Here is a 23,505-nt window from a genome sequence, read left to right on the forward strand (position 1 = left end):
TCGCCCGAGCGCATGACGCGCGCTGCGCTGCGCGGGCTGGTGCGCCTGGGCATTGCGGCCCCCACGCAAGACGGCTACCGTTTGACAGGCGTCCGCGTCGACCCGCGCTTTCCGAACGCGGAGGACATCCTCGACCATCAAGCCGCCTTTTTCCAAGAGTCGAGTGAGGCATGGCGCGTTTTTTCAGAAAGGGAGGGATAGGCGGCCAAGCGGTCGCACCCCCCTACCGTCGGAGGACCACACATGCAAAGCTCGATGGCTTGGCGTCGCGTCGCGTTTTTGTGCGCTCTCGGTGCGGGTATGCTCGCCGGTCTGGCCGGACGGGCGTCCGCCGGAACGACCGGTGCGCTCGCGGGCTTCGTCGTGACGGCCCAGAACGCGCCGCTCGCGGAAGTCAAGATCAGCGCGACGTCGCTATCGCAAAACGCCCAGACCGCGACCGATCTGCGCGGCCAGTTCACATTCGTCGCGCTTTTCCCCGACACGTACGCGGTCACGGCATCGAAGACCGGTTTCCAGACGGTCACGCTTACCGGCGTCGACGTCGTCGCCGACAACACGCGCACGGTCCAGATCGTCCTCGCGCCGGTCAAGACGCTGGGCGAAGTCGTCGTCACGCGAGGCGGGCTCGTCAGCGCGGGCACGACGGTCGACGTGTATTCGATCAACCGGCCGCTGCAAAAGACGCTCACCGGCCTCAACGGCGGTTACGGCATCAACAACGATTACTCGTCCATCGCGGCCGTGCCCGGCGCCTTCGTGCCGCCGATCGCGGCCGGGTGGAACCAGCCGGTGTTCATCCGCGGCGGCGCCTTCGACGAAGTGGGCTACGAATTCGACGGCATTCCGGTGAACCGCACCTACGACAACGCGCCGCTGACCACGCTGTCGACGGTCGGGCAGCAGTCGCTGCAGGTGTATACAGGCGCCGCTCCCGCCGACGCCGAGTCGCACGGGCTGTCAGGCTACGTGAACCAAGTCGTCCGCACCGGCACGTATCCGGGATTTGCGGATCTCACGCTCGGCATCGGCTCGCCGTCGTTCTATAACAGCTACGATTTCGAAGCGGGCGGCGCTGCGCCCAATCGCCGCCTGACGTATTTCATCGCATCGGGCGGCTACGGCCAAGCCTTCCGCTACGTCGACCAGTCCAATGGCGCAGCCTTTTCGACCAACTTCGGCCAGCCGTTTGATCTGCAAAACGCTGCGCTCGGGCCGGTGTCCGGCGGCATGCCGGGATGCGGCATACCGAACGGCTCGAACTACACCGGTTGCTATGCCAACACGGGCTTCTTCATGGCGCTGCCCGCCGGACCGGGCGGCTACGTGGTCGGCCCATACGTGATGGGGCGCAATTCGCGCATCGACGACAGCAACAATATCGCGAACTTCCATTTCGCGATACCGCGCGGCGGCAAGAACGCCGATGACGACGTCCAGCTGCTGTACTACGTCTCGCAGCTCTACACGTACGAGTACTCGTCGTACAACGATTGGGGCGGCGTGCCGTTCTGGAACGGCTACGATGCGACGCCGGGCTTCCATTCGGGCCAGGTCGCGAAGTTCGTGCCCGGTTTCCAGTATAATGGATCGTTGCTGCAGCCCGTGACCGGTACGCTCGGCGGCCTCCCCGACGACGTGATCCCCTACTTCTTCCCGAGTGCCGGCATCGACGGCGGCGGCTCGCAGATCCCGATCAACCAAGAGGACGCGCAGTCGAATGCGCTTGCCATCACCAAAGTGCAGTACACGCACTTCTTCAGCCCGGCAGCGTATCTGCGCATCTATGGGTTCACCTCGTATTCCAACTGGTTCACGTACAGCCCGAACGGCCAGCAGCAGTTCTACATCAGCCTGCCCTCCGATCAGGAGCTGTCGAACCATCAACGCGGTCTTTCAGCCGACTACAACGCGCAGTTGAGCACGCACCATCTCTTCAAGGTGCAGGCGTCGTACACGTATGGCCACGATTATAGCGTCAACAACAACCAGCCGTCGACGTCGCAGCAAGGCGCGCCGTGGTTCCCAGCGCCGCAAACGGCGTTCGCCGCGTTGGTGAGCGCGACCAATCCGACCAACGGCACGTGCTACTACTTGAGCTTCCCGTTCCCGGCCGGGCTGCCCGGGGCGCCGACGGCGACCTCGTGCGAGCCCATCACGCCGCTGCCGAGCCTGCAGCAGACCGGTTTCTCCTTTATCAATCAGAAATTCCTGACGTTCGCTGGACCGTACTTCCCCGCGCCGCCGGGAGGCTGCGGCGGCGCGTCCGCGTGCGAATGGCTCGCGCTTGAGAACGGCCAGACGGGGACGGTGAACGCCGTCACGCCCAAGTTCACTGGAGTGTCATTGGAAGACCAGTGGACGCCGTCGTCGCGTCTGCATGTGAACCTCGGTCTGCGCTGGGATCGCTTCGAATACGACGTGCCCTCCACCGTAGGCGGACCCGCGCGCGCGTTTTGGTTCAACGCCTGGAACAACGTGATGTGCGTATACCCGGGCTTCAACGGCGGCAACCCGATTGACGAGACGCTGCTCGGCGCAGCGCCGGGCACGCCGTGCAACACCATTCCGGTCCCGCCAGGCGGCGGCCCGGATTTCGCGCAGGCGACGTTGACCAACGGGACAGCCAACGGCGCGCAAGTCGTCTACAACATCGTGCAGCCGCGCATCGGCGGCACGTATACGCTCGATCTCTTCGACGTGCTGCGCTTCTCGTACGGCGTCTACGCACAGCCGGCGCCATCGCAGTTCCAGTACTCAGATACGCTGCAGCAGAACCTGCCCGCATACATCGGACCGCTCTACTACGCGTTGGGCGACACGACGCCGCTGCACTCGGTAAAGCCGCAGGTGTCGTACAACTACGATTTCTCGTACGAGCACCGTTTCAACGACGCCGACACGAGCCTCAAATTCACGCCCTTCCAGCGCGTGACGCGCGATCAGATCCAGCGCTTCTTCATCAACCCGACGACGGGCACGCTGGGCGGCGTCAACGCGGGCAAGCAGACGAGCAGCGGTTTCGAGTTCCAGCTGCAAAAGGGCGACTTCACCCACGACGGTCTCTCGATTCTGCTCTCCTATACCTACACGCACAGCTCCATCGTCTATTCGCCGCTGGCGAACGGCGCGACGCTGTTGTCGGGCGTCAACAGTTCGATCCAGCAGTATAACTCGTTCACGTCGGCATGCGCCGGGGCGTTGCCCTCGACCAGTCCGACCTCGCCATGCGGCGTCTACGGCGGTGCCAACGCGATTCCGACCGAGGTGAGCGGCGTCGCCAATCCCTACTTCAACGCTCCGGCGCGCCCGCTGCTCAACCCGAGCGCTGCGTATCCCACGTACTACGTGGTCCCCACCGGCACGCAGCTCTCGACCGCGAGCTATGGTGTGCCCAGCTTCATGGCGCTGACGCTCAGCTACAAACATCAGAAATTCACGGTCGCACCGCTGCTCCAGTACGTCCAGGGCAGCCAATACGGTGCCCCGCAGCAGCAGATCGGCGTCGACCCGACGACCTGCGCACCGCTGGCCGCTGGCCCGCCGATCGGGAGCGATCCGCGCTATCCGTTCGGCGGCACCGGGACCGGCTACGACGCCACCACGTGCGCCGGCACGCTCGTGATCCCGGACCAGTACACCGGCAACTTCGACGCGCCGGGCGCGTTCAAAGAGCCGAACCTGTTCGCGCTGCACGCGCAGATCGGCTACGAGCTCTCGAACAACACGAACCTGCGCTTCACGCTGACGAACATCTACACGAAGTGCTCGGGCGGCACGGCGCTGCCGTGGGTGAATGGATCAGGCTCGACGTGCGGCTACGACTTCTTGCAAGGCCACATCCCGCCGGTCGGCAATATCTTCAACCCGGGCGACCCGATCCAACCATTGGTGAAATACCCGTACGGCGCGGCGCTGTCAGCGCAGCCGTTCAACGTCTACATGAACATGGAATTCAAAGTGTAGTAGCGCGTTCTTTGAACGCGCTACTTGAGCTGTTCGGCGGTCTGCTCGGCTTCTATGCCGTCGCGAATCTCTTCGAGCAGCCGGCGCGCGGTGGCCACGGCGATGCGCCGGCCGATCACCGCGTCAAATCCTTTGCCTACCACTCCAAGCGGCGGTTCGTATTCGCCTGAGAGCGTCAGCACGCACGAACCGTAGTCCTCGTCCTCGCTGATCGTCAGGGTTCCGTGAAATGTGGGGAACGGGCCGCCACCGGCGGGCGACCATTCGACGGACAGCGGCGTGGTGAGATGGGTGGGGTCGTCGACTGCGTTCACTTTCGCAGTGACGTCTCGCGCGACGCTCATGTCGCCCGGAAGACCCAGGTCGCGCGCCTCGACGCGCAAGGAGAGCGACGCCGGCGTCCCTAGATGCCAGCCGTTGCGCTCGAGATATGCCTTGAGGTACTGCGGCGCCCGGCCGTAGGGCGCTTGCACGTACGCCCGCTCGTTCAGCTGCGTCATGAGGTCACCTGTGCGCCTATGCCCCGGCCACTTCCTTTGACTCGTGATACATGACGTCCGCGAACAGCGGCGAGGAGATGAGCAGATCGGCCGAGCGTCTGTTGCATGCGATCGGCACGTCGTAGAGCACGGCGAGGCGCAGCAGCGCCTTGACGTCGACGTCGTGCGGCTGGGGCGAAAGCGGATCCCAAAAGAAGAACACGACGTCGATGCGGCCCTCGGCGATCAGCGCTCCGCATTGGGCGTCTCCCCCCAACGGACCGGAGAGCAGCTTGTGGATGCGCATCCCGAGGCGCTCCTCGACGAGCGAACCGGTGGTGGCGGTGGCGAAGATCGTGCAGCGCGAGAGGGTCCCGCCGTTAAAGGCGACCCACTGGGCCATCTCTTCCTTGCGGGCATCGTGCGCGATGAGCGCTACGCGCGGGCGGGGCTCATCGGGCGTTGCGTGCCAGTGTTGGTTCAACATGGGCATCATCATAGCGGATGCCCGTCAAGCTTGGGTTGCGGGCTGCGACTCGTGTCGCATTGGCCATGGTGACCTTGCTCTGCGGCGTGAAGTCCGGCGGGATGGCGAAGAGACCTGTATCGTTCGCGCCGAGCTTCACGACATTGCCCCGCTCGGTGACCGCGTCGATCGGACCGATTCTGATCGGGCCCGTTGCCAGGGTCATCACCAGGCTGAAATAGAGCATGAGGTTGGGCGCCGGCACGCCGCCAAGCGACGACTTGCTCTGCACGGCGCAGCGCGAGAACATGCGCGGCGTCGTGACATTGGCGAAGTTGGTGAACGGGTCTCGCGGCGCGGTATGAAAATCCGTGGCCTGGTACAGCACCCATGTCAGGCTGCCCTGGACCTGTATGCACGACGCGGTTGCCTGCAGCGTCGAGAAATTGCCCTCGCCGGTCGTCCCTGTGGTCTGCAGGCCGTCGATCGACATACCCGGGGCCTGCTCGCTGTTGATTTCGAGGAGGTAGTTGTAGGATGGGGACGCGGAGGGCGATGGGTTCGGCGACGGCGAGGCAGAGGCGGATGGCGCCGGCATGGGTGCGGTCGGCGGCGGTGTCTTGTCGCTGTGGTAGGTCTTGGTCTTGAGGTTCAGATAGATGGTCTCGCCGAGATCCGGGCGCGAGATCGTCGCCGTCTGCGCGATCAGATCATCGACGCGGATCCAATCACCCAGATACGAGTAGCGGTACAGCGCGATGAACTCGGGCGTGGTCGACATCAAGTTGGCCCCGAGATTGCCTTGGATATTCCCGTGCACGTCCGGGTAGCGATCGGTGGGCGAAACCCGTTTGATGAGCGTCTCGCGATCCGACGCAAACGAGCCCGGGGCGAACGGCTTTATGTCCACGGCGTGCCAGCGGATCTCATCGTACGCGACGCCGGTCAATACGGGGGCGGGCACGCCTGGGGCAGCAGGTCCGCTTTGATCGGCGCGCGCCGCGCCGGCGCACGCGAGCATCAAAGCCGCGCACCAGAGCCATACATTGAAGCAGAGTATCCGCATGCGCCGCCCTGTCGGGTCGACTTCTGGTGGGCGAAGTAGGTTTCGAACCTACGACCCCTCGCGTGTGAAGCGAGTGCTCTACCGCTGAGCTATTCGCCCGAAACGCCTTATTCTACAACTTTTTTTGGATGACGACCTGCGCTGGCGTACGCCACGTGCGCCAACAAAAGCTTTTTCCGCGGTTACAGCGAGTGCTCCACGGCCAGTTTGTTTTGTGGAACGCCGGTGCGGGTTTGACTGGCGACGCCGATGGGGCTCGAACCGACATCATTCATTAGGGGTTGCGGACGCAATGCATGAGGCGAATGTCCGTTCCAACACGTTCGCGTCAATGCTTCCAGCGGCGCCAATGACCACGATCTGCGTGCGCGGGGCGCGCTGTCCCCACTCCCGTTTGGTTGAAATGTCTACGCGGCGACCTACGACTTGCAGCACGGCAGGTTGGTCTGGCGCGTCCACCGTGTGGACGACGCCCTTGGCTCGATAGATGTTTCCCGGCAGCGTCCGGCTGACCTCACGCAACGCTTCCAACGACAGCGGCTCGTCGGTCTCATAACTCCACGTGCTAAAGGTCTTTGCGGCGTGATCGTGGGCACCGTGCTCGGCGCAACCCGTATCGCTACATCTGTCGTACTCCAATGCTTGAGGGTCGAGACCCGGCTCGGCCCCATCGAAACGTCCGACCGAGAGCAAGATTTCCAGCGGCACATCGCATTGATTGGCTTCGACGATGCGCAGGCGGCTGAAGCTGCCGTCTAGCCACGCGCGCACTTTTTGCACCTGTTCTGGACCGGCCAGAGCGACCTTGTTGATGATAACCATGTCGGAGAACGCCACCTGCCGAAGCTTGAGCGCCATGAGGTCCGGATAGTCCGGGTAGGCGAAGGCTTGATCAGCATCGATCACGCAGGTCACGCTGTCTAATCGGATGCGCTCCCGCAAATTGGGGTCGACGAACGTCATCGCAATCCCTGAAGGATCTGCGACGCCGCTTGCTTCGAGCAGAACATATTCGGGCGCTTCGGGCCGGTCGATCGCTGCGACGACGGCTTCGACCAAGTCGTCGCGAATCGTGCAGCACACGCAGCCATTGGCCAGGCTGATGACGTCGTCCTTAACGCCGATGACCAGCTCGGTGTCGATGTTGATCGCGCCGAAATCGTTGACCAGCACCGCCACACGCAGCCCGTGTGCGCCGTTCAGGATGCGGTTGAGCAGCGTCGTCTTTCCCGCACCAAGAAACCCTGTCAGAACCGTTACCGGAACGGCCCTGACGTCGTCGGCTACGATATCCATTTGGACCCCGATCGCCACTCTACTTCTTCATGAATTTGCTGAGATCGATATTCATCGCCTTCGCCAGCGCGATCAGATCCACGTCCGCTGGGTTCGGGAGCTTAGTGAGCGGTTCGCGATAGACGTCGGGTGGATAGTACTTCCTCGGATCGATCTCGAGATCGCGCGTTTGTTGTTCCTGCTGATCCTCGCGCGGCAGCCTCGGCTGGGGCACAATGCCGATGCCGGTATTGACCGGAAGCGGATCGCCGAACAAGAGCGTGGGATTCGGAAATGGCTGGCCCGCGAACCCTGGCATCGCAGCCATTCTGTGCCAGATCGCGTCCTTGGTCACGTTGACGACGGCTATGTCCGGCGCGCCGTAAAGGAAGAGCCCATCCCAGTGCGCGCGGACGCCGGCACTGATCTCGTTGAGATAGTCGTTGTCATACTCGAGATGGGTGACCATCGCGCAACGCGGGTTGACCTGCTTCATCAGATATCCAGCAGCGTAGTGCACCGTGTGGTGAGTATCGATCGTGTAGTTATAAAGGAATTCGGGCAGTCCATACTTGTATTGGTTGATGCGCGCCAGATCCGCTTGCACCTCGGTGACGAAGACGTCGACGTTCTTTGCATACTTGGCGGTCAAATCGTCAGGCCTTCCATCGCCTGTCCAGACAAACGAAAGGCCGTTCCAATCCAAACGATACGCCGAAGCGCCATCCTTAGCATGCGAACGCCGCCAATGGCGAATCGTCACGCCATTTTTTTCGTAGCAGATGCCATTCTCGTCTTTCCAGTCGAACTCGTTCACCTCCACTTCGTAGCCAACCCCTATTGGGAAGAGGTCGAAGGCTTCTAGGTGCCATTTCAGCATTTGTTTCATGCCGGCGACCATCGCTTTCGTGCCGAGATCGGGCGTGCGGCCGGAAGGGCCGGTGACGCGTAGCTTTTGCGTCCATCGCCCTGCCCAAGGCGCGAAAGGCACGAGATAGGAGAGGTCGTGGTAGTGGTCGACGTGCAGGTGCGTCAGAAAGATGTCATTGATCTCCTGTAGGGGGACGCCCATGGCGAGAATGTTCTTGATGCAGCCGGGGCCGAAGTCGAAGAAGAACCGATCGCCGTTTCCCAGCTCCACCATGACGCACGTGCCCGCCTGATCGCGCCGCGGCGGCGCCGGGCACGAACCGACAAACGAGATCCGCATCTCGTCCGGCCCGATGGTCTCGCTGGAAGGGTAGTAATTGTTGCGGGATCGGACATATTTCGTCGGCTTGTAGTATTCGGGGAACTGGAGGCCGGCGCTCGGCCCTCCGCCGTACGGGCTCTTCGGCATGGGCGTGTTATCGTCGGTTGCCATGGATAGTCTCCTCTATTTTTCTACGCAGTGTGCATACTGATCATGGGATCGCACCGCAGACTCATTGCTTATAGCCCTTGAACTCTTCGCCAGGCTTGATGTTGGGGAATTGCGCGATGCTTTTCTCGTACTCGAAAGCAGGCGGGAGGACGGCGCCCATCTCCCAACCGATGTCCATCTTGACATCGAAGAGGCTGTTTCTCTCGCTTGGGTCGCTGCCGAGGTCGTACACCAGCGGAAAACACGGCTTGACGATAGGCTTGTCGAAGCCCTCGGCGTACCGAAGCCATACTTTGATGTTGTGCCACTTGACGGACATGAGCGATCCATCCGGACCGAAGAACAGCAGATGCTCCCGGCCGGTTGCCTTGCTTTTGCCGAGCAGGAACTCGGAGGCGTCGACGCCGTCCATCGGCCTGTCCGTGGGTACCTTGTCCGAGGCGCCCGCCACCGCCGCGAACGTCTTGTACCAGTCGTGGGCGGATAGCATCTCCTCGGTGATCACGCCGGATGGCACCATTCCCGGACAGCTCACCATCGCTGCGGTTCGCATCGAGCCCTCCGCGGGCGGCGTCGAGAAATCACCACGCCAAGGTCCATTCGAACCACCCCATCCAAACGCGGGGACATACACGGTCGCATTGTCGCTGGAGAGCACGACGATCGTGTTCTTGGCGATGCCGGCTTGGGCCACGCAGTCGACGATCTGCCCAACCCGATGGTCCATCTCTGCCATCAGATCCGCGTACAGCCCAAGGCGCGTCGGATCGGTCTGGTCAAAGTCCGGATGCGCCTTCTCCGGAGGGTGCACGTGCGACAGGGCGATATAGGTGAAGAACGGCTTGTCGCCCTTGGCGGCCCGGTTGATGAAGTCGGTGGCCTTGTCGACGATCAGCTCGTCGAGCAAAGGACGCACTTCCATGTCCAACTCACGGACTGCGGTAGACTTCTGCCCCTTCTTGCCCTGCCAGATCTTAGGCGTCTCAAAGCCTTTGGCTTTGGCGGCCGCTCTGTACGTCGCATACGCCGTATAGCCGCACTCGTCGGCGCTGTTCCGGTAGCCCCACCACTCGTCGAAGCCCTGGTCGCTGGGCAGCCGGCCCTCAACCTCGCCGAGATGCCACTTGCCGAACAGCGACGTCGCGTAACCCGCATCGGAAAGCAACTCGGCGACCGTATACTCCCAAGGAGCTAGTCCGCTCGGCCCCGCGCCGGGCATCGGCACAGTATACGTGCCCGATCGCACGGACTGGCGGCCAGTCATGATGGCCGAGCGCGACGGCGTGCACTGCGATTCGACCGTGTAGTTATTGAAGCGTATTCCTGAGCTGGCAAGTTTGTCTATCCTAGGGGTTGGAGTGCTTCCCCCGTAGCAGCTAAAGTCGCCCCAGCCGACGTTGTCGACCAGAATAAAGACGATGTTTGGTTTACTCGCTGCCATGAATTCTCTCCTTGCTTCTCGGGCGTGGCCGGACCTAGCGTGCGTGCTCCATCGCCTGCATTTGAAGCGTCAGCGGTGTGAGGCTGACCTTGATAAGCCCGGTGTCCTGGCGATCGTACTCGACCATCATGCTGATGACGACCACGTAGGCGACGACATATATCGCGCTCATCATAGCCGGTCGCACTCCATCGAGCGCGAAGCGAATACCAAGAGAAATAGCGCCGAGGATCACAAGGAGCAGGGTAAGCGTGGTGACCTGTGTCGGCACCTTACTGGCTATCGACTGGCGCTGCTGTGCTGCGACGTCGATCGTATCGTTAAGACTTTGCCTCAGTTGCGAAAGCCCCAGCGTTTCACGTGCCCGCAACGCGGAAGAGGCGATCGTCCACAGTTCGTCTTGGTCGTGACTGCTTCGATCGATCGACTGCCCGTAGAGCTCCGGATTTCGCGGCGCTCCGTACGCTGCCACCCTTGCTTCGATGTCATCGGTCAGTATCTGGCGAAAGCGCTTGGACTGCGCCGGTTCAAGGGAGTCCGCTCGAAGCCACGTCGTTCCGATCGCGTTGGCCTCAGTGACGACGAGCGCGCGTCGCGCATCGAAACGCGCTTGCGCCTGCGAAAAAGACAGGCTCAAGACGAAAGCCGATAGAGTGAGGATGCCGGCCTGCAGCGCGTTGAGCGGATCCGTCTTTTGCTTGCTGCGCGAGAAATACCCCGCGAAGATGCGATAAGGCAGCTCGATCGCCAGCGCCAGCACGGCCAACATCACCGCCACGAACAGCCACGGATCGGATTGGTAGATAAAGTAGGTCACGGGTGGCTCTGCGTCAACGAGCTAGGCCGGCTACGAGCCTGCTCGAGCTCGAGAAATTTCCACACCATTACGGCACGCCAGGCTATCATGTTGAACGCCGTGACTAACAGCAGTGGAGAGGTCACCCTCTGTACGTCCACCCCCGCTTGGCCTTCTAAGAATAATCGAGCTACGACGTTGGTGCACGTGAGTGTTGCAAGGATCGCCACAGTGATCCAGGAACCCTGAGCCGTGAAGGTGCCGGGCTCCGCGCCGAGTTCAACTTTGGTTGCTCGGCCCCTGAGCGTGCCGATGATGATGCCGACTACGGCGCCGACGATATACCAGCCGTGAGCTGTGAAGAAGCGCCAACCGGTATACTTCTCGATCGTCATCCAACAGAGCACCAGTAACGCGAGGGGCTCTATCCAGTAGGTCGCAAGGCGCTGCGTGCGCACCGCCAACTGCGTTACCGCAATCAGCGTCAAAAGGACGATGATGAGGACTACATACCATACTGTGTGCACCGCACCGTCCTTTCGTTCGTCTGTTCGCCGGTCTTACGAGGCCACTATCACTGCATAAGTGCAGCCGGCAGATCGCTGCGGCCGAATAGATAATTCACGTTCACCGAGAACAAGCTTGGATAAGCGGTGCTCGAGGCGTTCACGAGACCGAAAAATGGACCCGAGCGAGATGACGAGTGGGTGAAGCCGCCTTCGGTCGCCGAGACGAAGAAATGTCGGCCAAACTGCTGCCCGACGCTAAACGCGACCGGCGTCGTGCTCGGGTTGAAGCTATGCTGGACGACGAGCGCCACCAGTGTACCGCTGGGCGTCTCCCAATACGGCGTTAGCGTCGGTGAAATACTCCACCCACGAGACGTGCTTGAGCACGTGAGACAACTCACGGTGAAGTTGTTTACCGGGAAGGCGATCGTAACGCCGAAGTTGTGTGGCAGCGGCTGCGTGATTATCGGATTGATCGTATATTCGGGTCCAGGGCCGCGCAGCAGCTGCGATCCAGTCGGTGCTTTGTACGCGAGGTCCAACGCCACCATCGTGAATTTCGGAAGGTTGACGTAGAGGAGCTGCTTGTATTCGAACTGCATGTCGCTCGTGCCCGCGGCGAGCGTTCCCAGTTTGCCTGCATTGACCTGGACGAAGGATGGCGGCGTGATGACGATCTGTGCCCTGGGAGCAACCCCGACATAAACCACCGGCGCCGGGTACCCGAACGCGTGCGCGTAGCCGGAGAGATTCAGCGTGTTGCCCATGAAGTTGATCTGCGTGTTGGCGGGGATGTTCGCGCTCGCGTATTGTGCGGTGAGTGCCGCTTCGCCCAACACGAAGACGCACGCGGTTCCGTTGCCGAGCTTGCTCGAGAGTTCGATCGGGCCGCCGCAGGGATCGAAGTTCTTGGGTATGGCGGGAGCCGTCTGTGCCGGTGCCTGAGGGGCACTGCTTGCAACAGGCGACGGGGCGGGTGTCGGGTCCGCCGCGACCGCGTTCGTCGTTATGAAAAGCGCTGCAATAGTAGCGTATAAGCCGGGGGCTATCTTCTTTAACACTCAATCCGCTCCGTTGGAATACGAGTCTCAGGATGCGCTAAAACGGGTCGTTACGCCAAGCGATATCCTATAGCCTTGCAGTTGCGGCTAACACCAAGACGAACGGTGAACGCTGGATTCTACAACGTTTCTTGGATGACGACCTGCGCTGGCGTACGGCACGCACGCCGATCTAGACCGCGAGCGGCTGTACCTCTCGCTCGACTTGCGGTCGCTCAGTCTGCGCAACTCGCAAATCGTTGCGCAACTGGCCTGGGTGCGTCGGCGGACGCTTTCTGTTTCGGCTCATCTGGTCTAGTTCCACCATTCGCGGATGGCCGCTGCGATATCATCCGGGGCGTCTTCCCAGATGAAATGCCCGGCGCCCTTGAGCACGACGGTACGGTGATTCGGGAACAGCCCTTCAAAGCGTTGGCGTTCTTTCGGGCGAAATGCGAAATCCGCGTCACCCCAGACGATGAGCGTCTGCTTGGATCGCAATGCTTCGAGCGACGCCTCGACCTCAGCCAAGAACTCGTGCGACCGCAGGATGCTGCGCGGGAGCACGTAACTCGCCATCCGCCGCTCGGGCGTCGGAAGGGGCCTTCGATACGCTTCCATGGTCTCTTGCGTGACCCGCTCCCGCTTGATCCCGGCAGGTATGAGAAGGTTGACGAAAGCGTTATAGCGCCGAATCGCAAATTCGCCGATCGGACCGCCCATGAGCCGAGAAAACGCCTCGAAATGTAGATCTCCGTTGACGGGCCAGCAGAACGTGTTCCCTATCACGAGTCGCTCGACACGATCCGGAAAGCGACCCGCGAGATGAAGGCCGATTGGTCCGCCCCAGTCTTGCACGAGCGGAGTATAGGACGGCAGGGCGAGGCGATCGACGAACGCAGCCAGCACCTCCGCGTCACTCTCGGGGCGAAGATCGTACGAAGCGGGCGCAGTTGACAGGCCGAATCCCGGAAGGTCGGGGGCGATACAGCGAAACCGGTCGCGAAGCAGCGGGATGAGGTGCCGAAAAAGGAAACTCCACGTCGGGTTTCCGTGCACCATAAGCAAGATCGGACCGGAACCTTCGTCGACGTAGTGCAAGCGAGCGCCCGCGACATCGACAAACCTGCTTTCAAGAGGGAAACTTCCGGCCGCGAGTCCGAGCGATCGTTCGGCATAGGAGAGCTCGGCTGTCTGCATGCGGCGCTCTTTCTTCGCGTGCTCAATCGCACCTGGCCGCGCTTGACTGCCATTTCTCGGGAGTGGTACACTGCACGGACATGATCGACCAGGCCAAACTCGCGGATTATCTGGCCCGGCGCCGCGACGCACAAAATCTGGGACTCGGGATTCTGGGCGGCGCGATCGGCGCTGCGCTCGGAGCGATTTCGTGGGGCGCGCTCACCGTGTTGACCCATGGATGGCAGATCGGTTGGATGGCGGTCGGCGTCGGTTTTCTGACCGGCTTCTTCGTGCGCACGCTCGGCAAAGGCATGGACAGGATCTTCGGCGTCGTGGGAGCGGTGTTCGCGCTGGCCGGATGCGTCGCCGGCAACCTCTTGACGATCGTCATCGCGCAAGCGGCGTACTTCCACGTGTCCCCGATGGACGTCGCAGGACAACTGACGTTGGCCAACTCGTGGCAGGCCCTCAAGGACAATTTCAACGTCATCGATCTGCTCTTCTACGCGTTTGCGCTCTACGCCGGATACTCGTATTCGTTCCACCGGATCTCGCCGCAGGAGCTCGACGCGCTCAAGCAGCCCGAAGCGCCTCCGCAGGCTGACGCCGGCACCCCGCCGGCCGCCGCGCCCTCGTGAACTAAACCCCGCACCCTTTTTGTGCCGATGTAGACAGTATGTGCACGAGATGTCCGGTATCGCAGCACACCATCCCCCGGAGCGCATTCGTCTCGGGAGTGGCCGCAGCGGCGTTCGCACTGACGCTGCCGCTTGAGACTCTCGCCTCAGGCGACTATGTGTTGTGGCTGGAGCGCATGGATACCGGCGAGCAGTTGGCTGATTCGTTTTCGCTCGACGGCCGCTCGGTCTACAATCGCGGTTACTATCGATTGTGCGAGATGCTGCGCGATGCCCATGTCGCGCCATCGCTGGGCGACGTCTACATCTCGATCAGCCTGATCGAGCTGCTGTGGGCCATCCAACAGGCGCTGCTCGCACAGGGCGTGCGCGAGCCCATCGTGGTGCACAGCGGATATCGAACGCCCGAGACCAACGCGCGCACCGAAGGCGCCGCCTCCAATTCGTTGCATATGTATGGCCGGGCGGTGGATTTCCACGTGCCCGGCGTCGACATCTCGGATCTAGCGGCGTTGTGCTGGTCGTGCCCGGGATCGGGCGGCGTCGGCTCGTACAGCGGCGGCTGGGTGCACTTGGACACCGGCCCGCATCGCTTCTGGAGCGAGTAGCGCTACTGGGTCGACTTCGCGGTCACGCTGTGATGCTGCGGCTCGTCGATATAGTCTTCGTACACCAAGCCCAGCGCGATCTCCATGGATTCGGCCATCAGCGCGTCGTCAAGCGCGCGCGCCTCGCACGACCGGCCGCTGTCCTTGATACCTTGCAAGATGGGCACGATGTCTTTTGTGGTCTCGAAGGCCATCCAGGCAGCGCAGGCGATCTCACCCGGCCGCACGCCGAGCGCGCGCGCCGTTTGGTAATTCGGTATTTCGACGCCGGGGAAGCGGAACGCGAGCGCCTCGCGGTACGCGGCGTAACGCTCCGGCGATGACATCAGATCGAGCAGCGTGATCTCGGTCGATAGCGTGACCGATTGAGCGGCGTACATCACGTCCGAGGCGCGCCGTGCGGTCTTCATCGCCTCAGCCCACGCAGCGAGCGCGCTGCGCAGATCCGGCGGAGGCCGCGGCGCCGGCGTGCCCATGCCGTTGCCGGCGGGCATCGCGGGCACGTAGAGCGCGGCGCGCGTCGCTTCGACCGCGACATCGGCCTGCGCGATCGCGGCGCGAGCGAGCTCGATGCTCACGAGCAAGCCTTTGGTCGAGCCGTTGAGATCGGATATCATCGCCGGGTAATGCACGAGCAAGGCTTGGAATTTCGGCGTGAGCGGCGCATCGTCGGTCAGCGGATCGAGCATCTCGCGCAGCGCATCGCTATTGCCGGTCGTCAGGCCGTTCGCGGTCTGCAGCACGTCGCTGATCGGGTTGAGCGTGCCGGTGATGACCTTGTCGAGCGTCGCCATGCCGCTGACCGTGGTGCGCGTCTGGCCGTTGGGACCTGGGGGACCGCCGGGACTCGGTGGGCCGGACGGGCTGGCCGATGGGCTCGGCGACGGGTTAGGCGGCGCTGATGCGGACGGAGTCGGCAGGGTGGAAGCATCGGCAGCCCAGCGCAGATTGGGCGGACCGCCGCCTCCTTGCGAGAGCACGTTGAGCTTATGCTCGACCTGGTCCAGCTCAGCGAATCCCTTGCGCACTTGGATCTTCGATTCGGCCGTTGCTTGGGTCACCACGGTTTGCGCGGCGATGATAGCTTTGGCCGCTGCGACGCGCGCCGGATCGTTGACCGCGACCACGGTCAGGAACACGCGCCCGTCTGGCGCCGCCTTCGGGCCGGATTCCCGCAGTGCATAGTCGAGCTGCGTCATGTGCTCGGCGACTTGCGGATCTTGCGAGCCGGCCAACGCGATGAGCTCGGCGCGCGAGTAACTATAGCGGCCTTCGGACTGGTCGTGGATGGCGTCGGCCAGCAACGACTGGGTGGTGGCATGATTGAGCTCGGAATAGCCCAGCAGATGCGCGACGCGGTCGGACGGTATAGGGTGGTCCAAGAATGCCTTGTCGGCTCGTGAATCGGGCCCCGGTTCCATCGCGCCCAACTTGCTCATGACGTCGATCGCCGCGTTCGGATCGTACCCCGCCAGCGTCATGATCGCGAGGCCATAGCGGTCGGCTTGCATCTCGTCGAGCCTGCTGTATTTGTCGTTTGCAAGTTCGCCGCCGAGGCCGCCCAGGACCGCCGCGATCGGGGATACGATCGAGGCGATGGCGGTTAAGATACCGATCACCGTGTTGACGTTCGACGATGCGACGACGTGGCGCATCTCGACGTGGCCCATCTCGTGGCCCAGAGTGGCGGCGAGCTCGTCGTCTGAGGACACGAAGTTGAGCAGCCCGACGTTGACGTGGACGTAGCCGCCCTTGATGGCGAATGCGTTGATGCTCGGGTCGTCGAGCACGGTGAAACGATAGGTGATGTCTTGACGCTTGCGATGCTCGGACAGCTTTTGGCCCACGCGGTTGGTCCAGCTCACCAAGAAGGGGTCGGTGAGCACGGTGCTCTGCGCATCGATCTCGGCGTTTTCAGCCGTGCCTTGCGCGATCTCGGTCTGCGTGCTCATAGCCAGCGCGGGGGCCGCGCTGGCCTGGGCGAGGAGCGCCGCCAGCAGCGTCCCGGCGACGGCGCGCTTCAATATGATATGGTGCGCGTGCATGGATGGGAGCCTTCTTCCGCATCCGCGGCCGGTTTCTTTCCCAGCCAATTCTCAAGTTACATGCTATCTACGCCCGGCGCAGCACCCGCAGCAGCTCGCCGACCATGCCGCGCCTGAACACGCTGACCACGATGATGAAGATAATACCGAGCACTAGGCCCGGCGACGTCGTCAGCGTCGACAGCCTGTCGTTGATGATCAGATAGAACGCCGCGCCGAACAGCGGCCCGAAGATCGTCCCCATGCCGCCCAACACGGTCATGATCACGACCTGACCCGAGGTATGCCAATCGAGGGTGTCGAGCGACGTGAAGCGGTGCGAGATCACGAAGAGCGCACCGGCCAGGCCTGAGATGGCGGCCGAGATGACGAACGCCACGAATTTGTACACGTCGGTGCGGTAGCCAAGACTGGTCGCGCGCTGCTCGTTCTCGCGGATCGCAGCAAGCACTTGCCCGAACGGCGAATTGACCACCCGCAGGATGAACGCGACGCCGAGGATCGCCAGCACCAGCGTCACGTAGTAGAATACGTGGTCGTCATCGAGCCGGATGGAGCCGAACAGCACCGGGCGCGGCACGTTTTGCAGGCCATCTTGGCCGCCGGTCCAGTCGCCGAGCTGGTTGGCCAGGAAGTACAGCATCTGCCCGAACGCGAGCGTGATCATCGCGAAGTAGATGCCCTGGCGGCGGATGGCGACCGCGCCGATGATCGCGGCGATCAGCGCGGCGGCAGCGACGCCTGCGAGCACCGCCGGGAAGAACGACCAATGCGCGCGCAGGATGAGCAGACCCGCGACGTAGGATGCGCCGCCGAAGAACATCGCGTGCCCGAAGGACAGCAGTCCCGTGTAGCCGAGCAATAAATCGAAGGCCGCGGCGAACAGCGCCCAGATGACGATGTCCGTTGCCAGACCGACGTACATGACGTGCGGCAACACGAGGGCCAAGGCGATCGCGGTTAGGCTGAACCAGAGCGCGGTGCGCCGGCCGACGCCGGCGATCCGTGCGATCAACGCGCGCCCGTCTCAGGCGCGCCGAACAGACCGGTCGGCCGGACGAGCAGCACCGCGGCCATGATCAGGAAGATCAGCGTGTTGGCGATGGGCGGGTAGAGCACCGCGCCGAGCGCGGCGACGACGCCGACAAGAAAGCCGGTGAGGATCGAGCCCTTGATCGATCCCATGCCGCCGATGACGACGACTGCAAACGTCGTGATGATGATATCGGAGCCCATGGTGGGCGTCACGTTGGTCGTCGGCGCGGCGAGCACGCCCGCGAGGCCGGCAAGCGCGACGCCGAATCCGAACATCAGCGCGGTGAGGCGCGAGACATCGATTCCAAACGCTTGGGTCAGCGCGGGATTCTCCGTCGCCGCGCGGATCTTCGCGCCCAGCGGCGTCTTCTCGATCGCGAACCAGACGGCGAAGCAGACGGCCGACGACAAGGCGATCACCACCAACCGGTAGACAGGGTACACGGTGATGCCGAGGTCGACCACGCCCGAGAGGCTCGCTGGAATGGCGTACGGCGTGCCCTGCGTGCCGAAGAACAGCTTCATGAAGTCTTCGATGACCAGCGCAAGGCCGAAGGTCAGCAGCAGATTGTAGAGCGGGTCGAGCGGCATGAGGCGGCGGATGAGCGTGCGCTCGAAGATCACGCCGAGCAGGCCGACCGCGAGCGGCACAAGCGCGAGGGCCCACCAGAACGGCAGGCCCAAGTACTTGGCGGCGAGATACGCACCGAAGGCGCCGAGCATGTACATCGCGCCGTGCGCGAAGTTCACGATGCGCATCATCCCGAAGATGATCGCCAGCCCCAGGCTGAGCAGCGCGTAGAACGCGCCGCTGACCAGCCCGTTGAAGATCTGCAGCGCTAGGTAGTTAAGACCCACGCTGCGCGATCACAGATGACACGTCACCGCCGAGAGCGGCCGATACGACTGGTCGCCCGGCACCGTCTTGACGATCTGCAGGAAGTCGTAGGGCTCTTTGACCTCTGCCGCGGTCTTGACCTTGGCGACGTACATGTCGTGGATCAGCAGATGGTCCTGCGCGCGGATGTAGGCATGGCGCGCGAACACGTCCTCGAAGTGGTAGCCTTCGAGTTGCTTGACGACCGCATCGGCGTCATCGGTCTTGGCGCGTGCGACCGCGTCGAGGTACTGCGTGACCGCCGAATAGTTGCCCATCATGACCCACGTCGGCATCTTGCCGGTGGCCTTTTTATAGCGAGCGGCCCATGCGCGCGTCTTCTCGTCTAGGTTCCAGTACGAGCCGACCGTGATCGTGCTGCCCGACCAGTAGTCCGGGCCAAGCGCTGCGATGTCGCTCTCGAAGAGCAGACCGATGCCCACCTGCATGCGCTTTTTCATGCCGAATTCGTTGATCTGCTTCATCGCGTTGACCGTGTCGTCGCCGGCGTTCATGAGGCCGATGACATCGGGCCGGAGCGCCTGCGCGTTGATCAGGTACGACGAGAAGTCGGTATTGGGGAAGGGCACCATGTCGTTGTGGATGACGTTGCCGCCTGCCGACTTGATCGCGCTCGTGAAATTCGACAGCATCGACTGGCCGAACGCGTAGTTGGCGGTGATCATGTACCAGTTCTTGCCGCCGTTCTCGGTGATGAGTTTGCCGGTGTTCTGAGCAAGCGAGTACGTGTCGTAGCCATAGTGGAACGTGTACTTGTTGCACTGCGCCATGTTCAACGCATCGGTGCCGCCCGTCGTGACGAAGAGGATCTTCTTATCCTGTCCGGCGACGCCGGCGACCGCCAGCGCGACCGATGAGGTCGGCACATCGAAGATCGCGTCGACGTGATCCTGCTCGTACAGCTCATGCGCCTTGTTCGCGCCGAGCGCCGGATCGTTTTGATGGTCGACCGAGATGACCTTGATGGAGCGCCCGAGCACCGCGCCGCCGTAATCCTCGACCGCCATGTGCACGGCCGCAACCGTGCCGACGCCTGAAAGATCTGCGTAGATCTTGGACTGGTCATTCATCACCGCGATGATGACCGGATTGTCCGCGCCCGCGGGCGCGAGCATGCTCGCGCTGAGGCAAATGCCGAGAGCCGCCGCACCCGCAGCGAGCAGCCAGAACCGTACGTACTGTTTCATCTTCGTTGGTATCCCCATCTATCACACGCCGAGGTAGTCTAACAACTCGTGCTCCCGATCGATGACTTGCGCGTTCGCTAGCGACTCCACGATCTGCCCGTTCACCATCAGATAATGGCGATCCGAGACCTTGGTAGCGAAACGCACGTTTTGCGATACCAGGAGCACGGTGATTCCGTCGCGCTTTATTTCGAGAATCAGGTCGCGTATGGCCTTTACGATAGAGGGCGCCAGGCCCTCGGTCGGCTCGTCCAGGAGCAAGAGGCTCGGACCTGTCCGCAAGGCCCGGGCGATAGCAAGCATCTGCTGCTCGCCGCCGGAAAGCGTTGTGCCGGGCGACCCCGAGCGCTCGAGCAGACGCGGGAACAACTTGAAGATCCGGTCGTCGTTCCATGACGTCTGGCGGACAACTGGCGGCAGCACCAGGTTCTCGTGCACCGACAACGTGGCGTAGATGCCGCGCTCCTCGGGTACCAGCGCGACGCCCATCCGAGCGATGCGAAACGCGGGCAGAGTTTCGATCGCGACTCCCTGCAGCGCGATCGAACCGCGTTTCTTGGTGATGAGGCCGGCGATAGACTTGAGCGTGGTCGTCTTGCCGGCGCCGTTGCGGCCGACCAAGGTCACCACTTCGCCTTGCTTGACGTCGAGGCTCACGCCGTGGAGCACGTGGCTCTCGTCGTACCATGCATTCAGATCCCGGATCTCAAGCATCGATGCCGCCTAAGTACGCATCGACGACGCGCTGATCGTCGTGGACCGTCTCGTACGGTCCCTGACAGATGATCTTGCCGTATTGCAGCACGACAACATGGTGCGCAAGACGTTCGACGACGTTCATGTTGTGCTCAACGAGGATGACCGTGCGGCCGCGCGCAGCCTCGCGGACCAGCTCGATGATCGGGTCGATGTCCTCGGTGCCGAGACCGCTCGTGGGCTCGTCGAGCAGCAATAATACCGGGTCGAGCGCGAGCGTGACAGCAAGCTCGAGGGCGCGCTTCTTACCGTATGGCAGCGCCACCGCGAGTTGGTCTGCCTGATCATCGAGGCGCAGTTGTTTGAGCAGCGCACCGGCCGGCTCGTCCAATTCGTCAGCCGCTGAACTTGGCGCCCAGAAACGCCGCGACGCGGGATGTTTGGAGAGCAGTGCGACCTTGACATTGTCGCGCACGGTCAGGTGCGGGAAAATGCTGCTGATCTGAAAACTGCGTACGAGGCCCATACGTGCGACATCGGCAGCGCCGAGGCGCGTGATATCCTGGCCGCGGAATTCGATACTGCCCGCGCTCGGGTGCATGAACCCTGATAACAGATTGAAGAACGTCGTCTTGCCCGCGCCATTGGGCCCGATGATCGCAAGCGTTTGCGTCTCGGGAACGTCCAGATCGACGCCGTCGACCGCATGGAAACCCGCGAACTCCTTGACGAGCCCGCGGGTGGAGAGCAGCGGCGCCCCGCTATCAGCCATACGTACCTATACGCCAAAACCAACGCACGCCCTATGGAGCGGTCGAACTTATTCGACCGTCCGGCGCCCCACTAGGCCGGCTTGTAAGCCGCGCTGATCCACTGGCGTGAGCCGGCGAATCATCGCCGGCGTGATGGCCTTGATGTGCGGGATGTCGACCAGGTGCTCGGCGATGAACCACACCTCTTTGTCAGTCGTCATCCAGTGCCGGCCATCAAAGCGTTTGAGGTCGACCGGCCGCGAGTAGTGGCGCATCGTGCGCTCGCGGCGCAGATTGAAGTAGTCATTGAAGTAGCTCATCGCGAGCTCTCGCAGCGTACGATACACCGGCTCGCGGTAGCGGCAGCCGGCGTAATTCGATTTCGCGAGAGCGCCCCACGCGCCGCCCAGCTTGAACGGAGCGATGACGTGATCGGTGTCGCGCACGGCCTCGAAGTCCATGAGCAGCGGGGGATGACCGAGAGCGCGCAGGGCCGCAGCGGCGAAGATCGAGCCTTCCAGGCAATGCGCGGTCTCTTCGCGCAGCACGTAGCGCGGCGACCACGCCGTGTCCGCGAGATGGTACTCCATCTGATCCAGGAATTTTTGGATGCCATGCGGCGTGCGCAGCGAGCGCAGCTTTCGCGACTCGCGCGGCGTGAACTCATGGAGTGGATTAGAACCAGCCATAAGCGGCGCTTCCAGCAGCCCTGACGCGTCCCTCCAAAGGGCCGCTCAGCGGCTCCCCCGAATCGTCGAAAGCTCGGGCGCGTAGCTCAGGGGTAGAGCACTACATTGACACTGTAGGGGTCAGAGGTTCGAGACCTCTCGCGCCCACCATCGGAAAGCCTCATCCCGTAAGGGATTGAGGTTTTTTTCTTAACACAACACCGATCGGCTAGTCCCCACTAAGTACACACTGTTGGATCGAAGTGGGGCCCATCTCTCCCTGCGGTCGTCGGTGGAAACCCGCATGGGCTCGTGGCCGCGGCTAGCTGCCGTCGTCTGGTCACCACACTTGATTTGTAGAGATCACCCAAGGAACCCCTCAGAAATACGCGGCGACCCTCGCGACTACTACGAAACCTGAACCTCTCCTATCAGTGGGGGGAACTGGGGATACCGTCGTTGCGCTGAGCTACCTACAGTATCACGCCCGCCATCGTATTGAAAAGGCGCAGATCAGCAACGAAGAGGTCTATCGAACCTCTAAGGTTAGAACGTTAGACTTAAGGTCGGCATAAACCGGACCCTCGTAGACCAAAGTGAGGGCAGTTTCGCACGTGAAAGTATACCTTCCCGGTGTTCGAAAATCGTACAGGATACCGAGGTCGTCAACTGGATTTACATACGTTGAACCACTTGGTAAACCCATGCCGATGTCGACGCTGCCCGTGGACACTGCCCCGCGATCATCTTTTCTTATCGGAATACCACCTGGGCCGTTACCTGTCACCGTATACTCAAGAATTGAACCTATGCGAAAGATGCTAAGCGAAGGCCCGAAGTTCGTTATCGCAAACTTTATTGGAATTGGCGCCCCCGCGTTGACCACTTGCTGCCCAAGCTTCGCACCGAGCGCTAGGTTATTGACGGTCGGCCCAAATGTGTAGCTACTCCTTGCTTGGTTGTCTATGGTATGTGCGCTGGCTGACTGAGTCGCTATTGCAAGAAGGAATAGAGCGCGCGCCAGAGTTGTCGCAGTTCTTCGAGGTCCTTTGTTCATTTTTGAAATCCTCCGTATGGCGCGGACTCGAAGCGTCTTAAGAATAACGGAATGACAGCAGGTCTAACATTGACCCAAACCGCAAAAACCAATGCGGGTAGAATCATAGCAGCGCCGACAATTGCCGCGTAAATCATGGCAAAAAAAAACAAGGGCGTTGGGATCCCAATACGTCTTGGTACCGGTGCCAGAGAAAAAACCAGTTACCGAGCTCCCCAAGCCGAGGCCTATGCCGAGAACCACGGCATATGAAGTTACTCTTGTCCACGTGAGAAGAACCTTTCCCACTCTATAACCTTTCAAACACGCACATCATGAACGGCACCAAGAGGATGTTG

21 protein-coding genes and 2 tRNA genes are annotated in these 23,505 nt (G+C 62.0%); 5 read left to right on the forward strand and 18 right to left on the reverse strand.

The features are described 5' to 3' along the window. Together VKF82_01555 and VKF82_01560 are read left to right on the forward strand one after the other, a co-directional pair. Positions 1-201, forward strand: a 201-nt coding sequence (locus VKF82_01555; GenBank protein ID HME80743.1) for a hypothetical protein, incomplete at its 5' end; no start/stop codon positions are given. 42 nt (positions 202-243) lie between these two features. Beyond that, positions 244-3,966, forward strand: a complete 3,723-nt coding sequence (locus tag VKF82_01560; protein HME80744.1) for a TonB-dependent receptor — start codon at positions 244-246, stop codon at positions 3,964-3,966. 20 nt (positions 3,967-3,986) lie between these two features. Here the strand turns inward: VKF82_01560 and VKF82_01565 are convergent, their stop codons facing one another. The 11 genes from VKF82_01565 to VKF82_01615 form a co-directional block, all read right to left on the reverse strand. After that, on the reverse strand, positions 3,987-4,466 hold the full coding sequence (locus tag VKF82_01565; protein HME80745.1) for a hypothetical protein: 480 nt from the start codon (positions 4,464-4,466) through the stop codon (positions 3,987-3,989). Positions 4,467-4,482: 16 nt separating this feature from the next. After that, on the reverse strand, positions 4,483-4,932 hold the full coding sequence (locus VKF82_01570; GenBank protein HME80746.1) for a methylglyoxal synthase: 450 nt from the start codon (positions 4,930-4,932) through the stop codon (positions 4,483-4,485). Next, the gene (locus tag VKF82_01575) at positions 4,898-5,977 is read right to left on the reverse strand and encodes a hypothetical protein (GenBank protein HME80747.1); all 1,080 of its coding nucleotides are present in this window, start codon (positions 5,975-5,977) and stop codon (positions 4,898-4,900) included. Before VKF82_01575 ends, VKF82_01570 begins: the two co-directional genes overlap by 35 nt. Positions 5,978-6,001: 24 nt before the next feature. Then, positions 6,002-6,076: transfer RNA gene (locus VKF82_01580), tRNA-Val, on the reverse strand. 168 nt (positions 6,077-6,244) lie between these two features. Then, positions 6,245-7,273 carry a GTP-binding protein gene (locus VKF82_01585; GenBank protein ID HME80748.1) on the reverse strand — a complete coding sequence of 343 codons (1,029 nt, stop codon included), beginning with the start codon at positions 7,271-7,273 and terminating at the stop codon, positions 6,245-6,247. Positions 7,274-7,292: 19 nt separating this feature from the next. Next, the gene (gene gntH / locus VKF82_01590; GenBank protein HME80749.1) at positions 7,293-8,615 is read right to left on the reverse strand and encodes a guanitoxin biosynthesis MBL fold metallo-hydrolase GntH; all 1,323 of its coding nucleotides are present in this window, start codon (positions 8,613-8,615) and stop codon (positions 7,293-7,295) included. A gap of 61 nt (positions 8,616-8,676) precedes the next feature. Further along, entirely contained in the window at positions 8,677-10,056 is a 1,380-nt protein-coding gene (locus VKF82_01595; protein ID HME80750.1) for a sulfatase-like hydrolase/transferase, read from the reverse strand. 34 nt (positions 10,057-10,090) lie between these two features. Beyond that, entirely contained in the window at positions 10,091-10,873 is a 783-nt protein-coding gene (locus VKF82_01600; protein ID HME80751.1) for a hypothetical protein, read from the reverse strand. Beyond that, positions 10,870-11,379 carry a hypothetical protein gene (locus VKF82_01605; GenBank protein HME80752.1) on the reverse strand — a complete coding sequence of 170 codons (510 nt, stop codon included), beginning with the start codon at positions 11,377-11,379 and terminating at the stop codon, positions 10,870-10,872. The genes VKF82_01600 and VKF82_01605 overlap by 4 nt, the downstream gene beginning before the upstream one ends. A 47-nt stretch (positions 11,380-11,426) precedes the next feature. Beyond that, on the reverse strand, positions 11,427-12,422 hold the full coding sequence (locus tag VKF82_01610) for a hypothetical protein (protein ID HME80753.1): 996 nt from the start codon (positions 12,420-12,422) through the stop codon (positions 11,427-11,429). A 294-nt stretch (positions 12,423-12,716) separates the two neighbouring features. Then, a complete protein-coding gene (locus VKF82_01615; protein HME80754.1) occupies positions 12,717-13,601 on the reverse strand; it encodes an alpha/beta fold hydrolase in 885 nt (294 codons plus the stop codon). Between the two features lie 80 nt (positions 13,602-13,681). Here VKF82_01615 and VKF82_01620 point away from each other — a divergent pair, with 80 nt between their 5' ends. Both VKF82_01620 and VKF82_01625 read left to right on the forward strand, forming a co-directional pair. Then, positions 13,682-14,221 carry a hypothetical protein gene (locus VKF82_01620; GenBank protein HME80755.1) on the forward strand — a complete coding sequence of 180 codons (540 nt, stop codon included), beginning with the start codon at positions 13,682-13,684 and terminating at the stop codon, positions 14,219-14,221. Positions 14,222-14,319: 98 nt separating this feature from the next. Beyond that, positions 14,320-14,829, forward strand: coding sequence for a DUF882 domain-containing protein (locus tag VKF82_01625; GenBank protein HME80756.1), 510 nt, complete (start codon positions 14,320-14,322; stop codon positions 14,827-14,829). 2 nt (positions 14,830-14,831) lie between these two features. On the opposite strand, the gene VKF82_01630 is transcribed toward VKF82_01625, so the two are convergent. The 7 genes from VKF82_01630 to VKF82_01660 all read right to left on the reverse strand — a co-directional run bounded on the left by VKF82_01630 (position 14,832) and on the right by VKF82_01660 (position 22,131). Continuing rightward, on the reverse strand, positions 14,832-16,874 hold the full coding sequence (locus VKF82_01630; protein ID HME80757.1) for a M48 family metalloprotease: 2,043 nt from the start codon (positions 16,872-16,874) through the stop codon (positions 14,832-14,834). A 67-nt stretch (positions 16,875-16,941) separates the two neighbouring features. Further along, entirely contained in the window at positions 16,942-17,889 is a 948-nt protein-coding gene (locus tag VKF82_01635; GenBank protein HME80758.1) for a branched-chain amino acid ABC transporter permease, read from the reverse strand. Beyond that, the gene (locus VKF82_01640) at positions 17,886-18,767 is read right to left on the reverse strand and encodes a branched-chain amino acid ABC transporter permease (protein ID HME80759.1); all 882 of its coding nucleotides are present in this window, start codon (positions 18,765-18,767) and stop codon (positions 17,886-17,888) included. Before VKF82_01640 ends, VKF82_01635 begins: the two co-directional genes overlap by 4 nt. 9 nt (positions 18,768-18,776) lie before the next feature. Continuing rightward, positions 18,777-19,994, reverse strand: coding sequence for an ABC transporter substrate-binding protein (locus VKF82_01645; protein ID HME80760.1), 1,218 nt, complete (start codon positions 19,992-19,994; stop codon positions 18,777-18,779). 21 nt (positions 19,995-20,015) lie between these two features. Then, positions 20,016-20,708: an ABC transporter ATP-binding protein gene (locus VKF82_01650; protein ID HME80761.1), complete on the reverse strand. Its 693-nt coding sequence runs from the start codon at positions 20,706-20,708 to the stop codon at positions 20,016-20,018. Then, positions 20,701-21,462, reverse strand: coding sequence for an ABC transporter ATP-binding protein (locus VKF82_01655; GenBank protein ID HME80762.1), 762 nt, complete (start codon positions 21,460-21,462; stop codon positions 20,701-20,703). The genes VKF82_01650 and VKF82_01655 overlap by 8 nt, the downstream gene beginning before the upstream one ends. A gap of 48 nt (positions 21,463-21,510) precedes the next feature. Next, the gene (locus tag VKF82_01660; protein ID HME80763.1) at positions 21,511-22,131 is read right to left on the reverse strand and encodes a hypothetical protein; all 621 of its coding nucleotides are present in this window, start codon (positions 22,129-22,131) and stop codon (positions 21,511-21,513) included. A gap of 75 nt (positions 22,132-22,206) precedes the next feature. Between VKF82_01660 and VKF82_01665 the strand changes: the two genes are divergently transcribed. After that, a tRNA-Val gene (locus VKF82_01665) sits at positions 22,207-22,281 on the forward strand. The last annotated feature ends 1,224 nt before the right edge of the window (positions 22,282-23,505 follow it).

This window comes from Candidatus Eremiobacteraceae bacterium, assembly GCA_035314825.1.
GTDB lineage: Bacteria > Vulcanimicrobiota > Vulcanimicrobiia > Eremiobacterales > Eremiobacteraceae > JAFAHD01.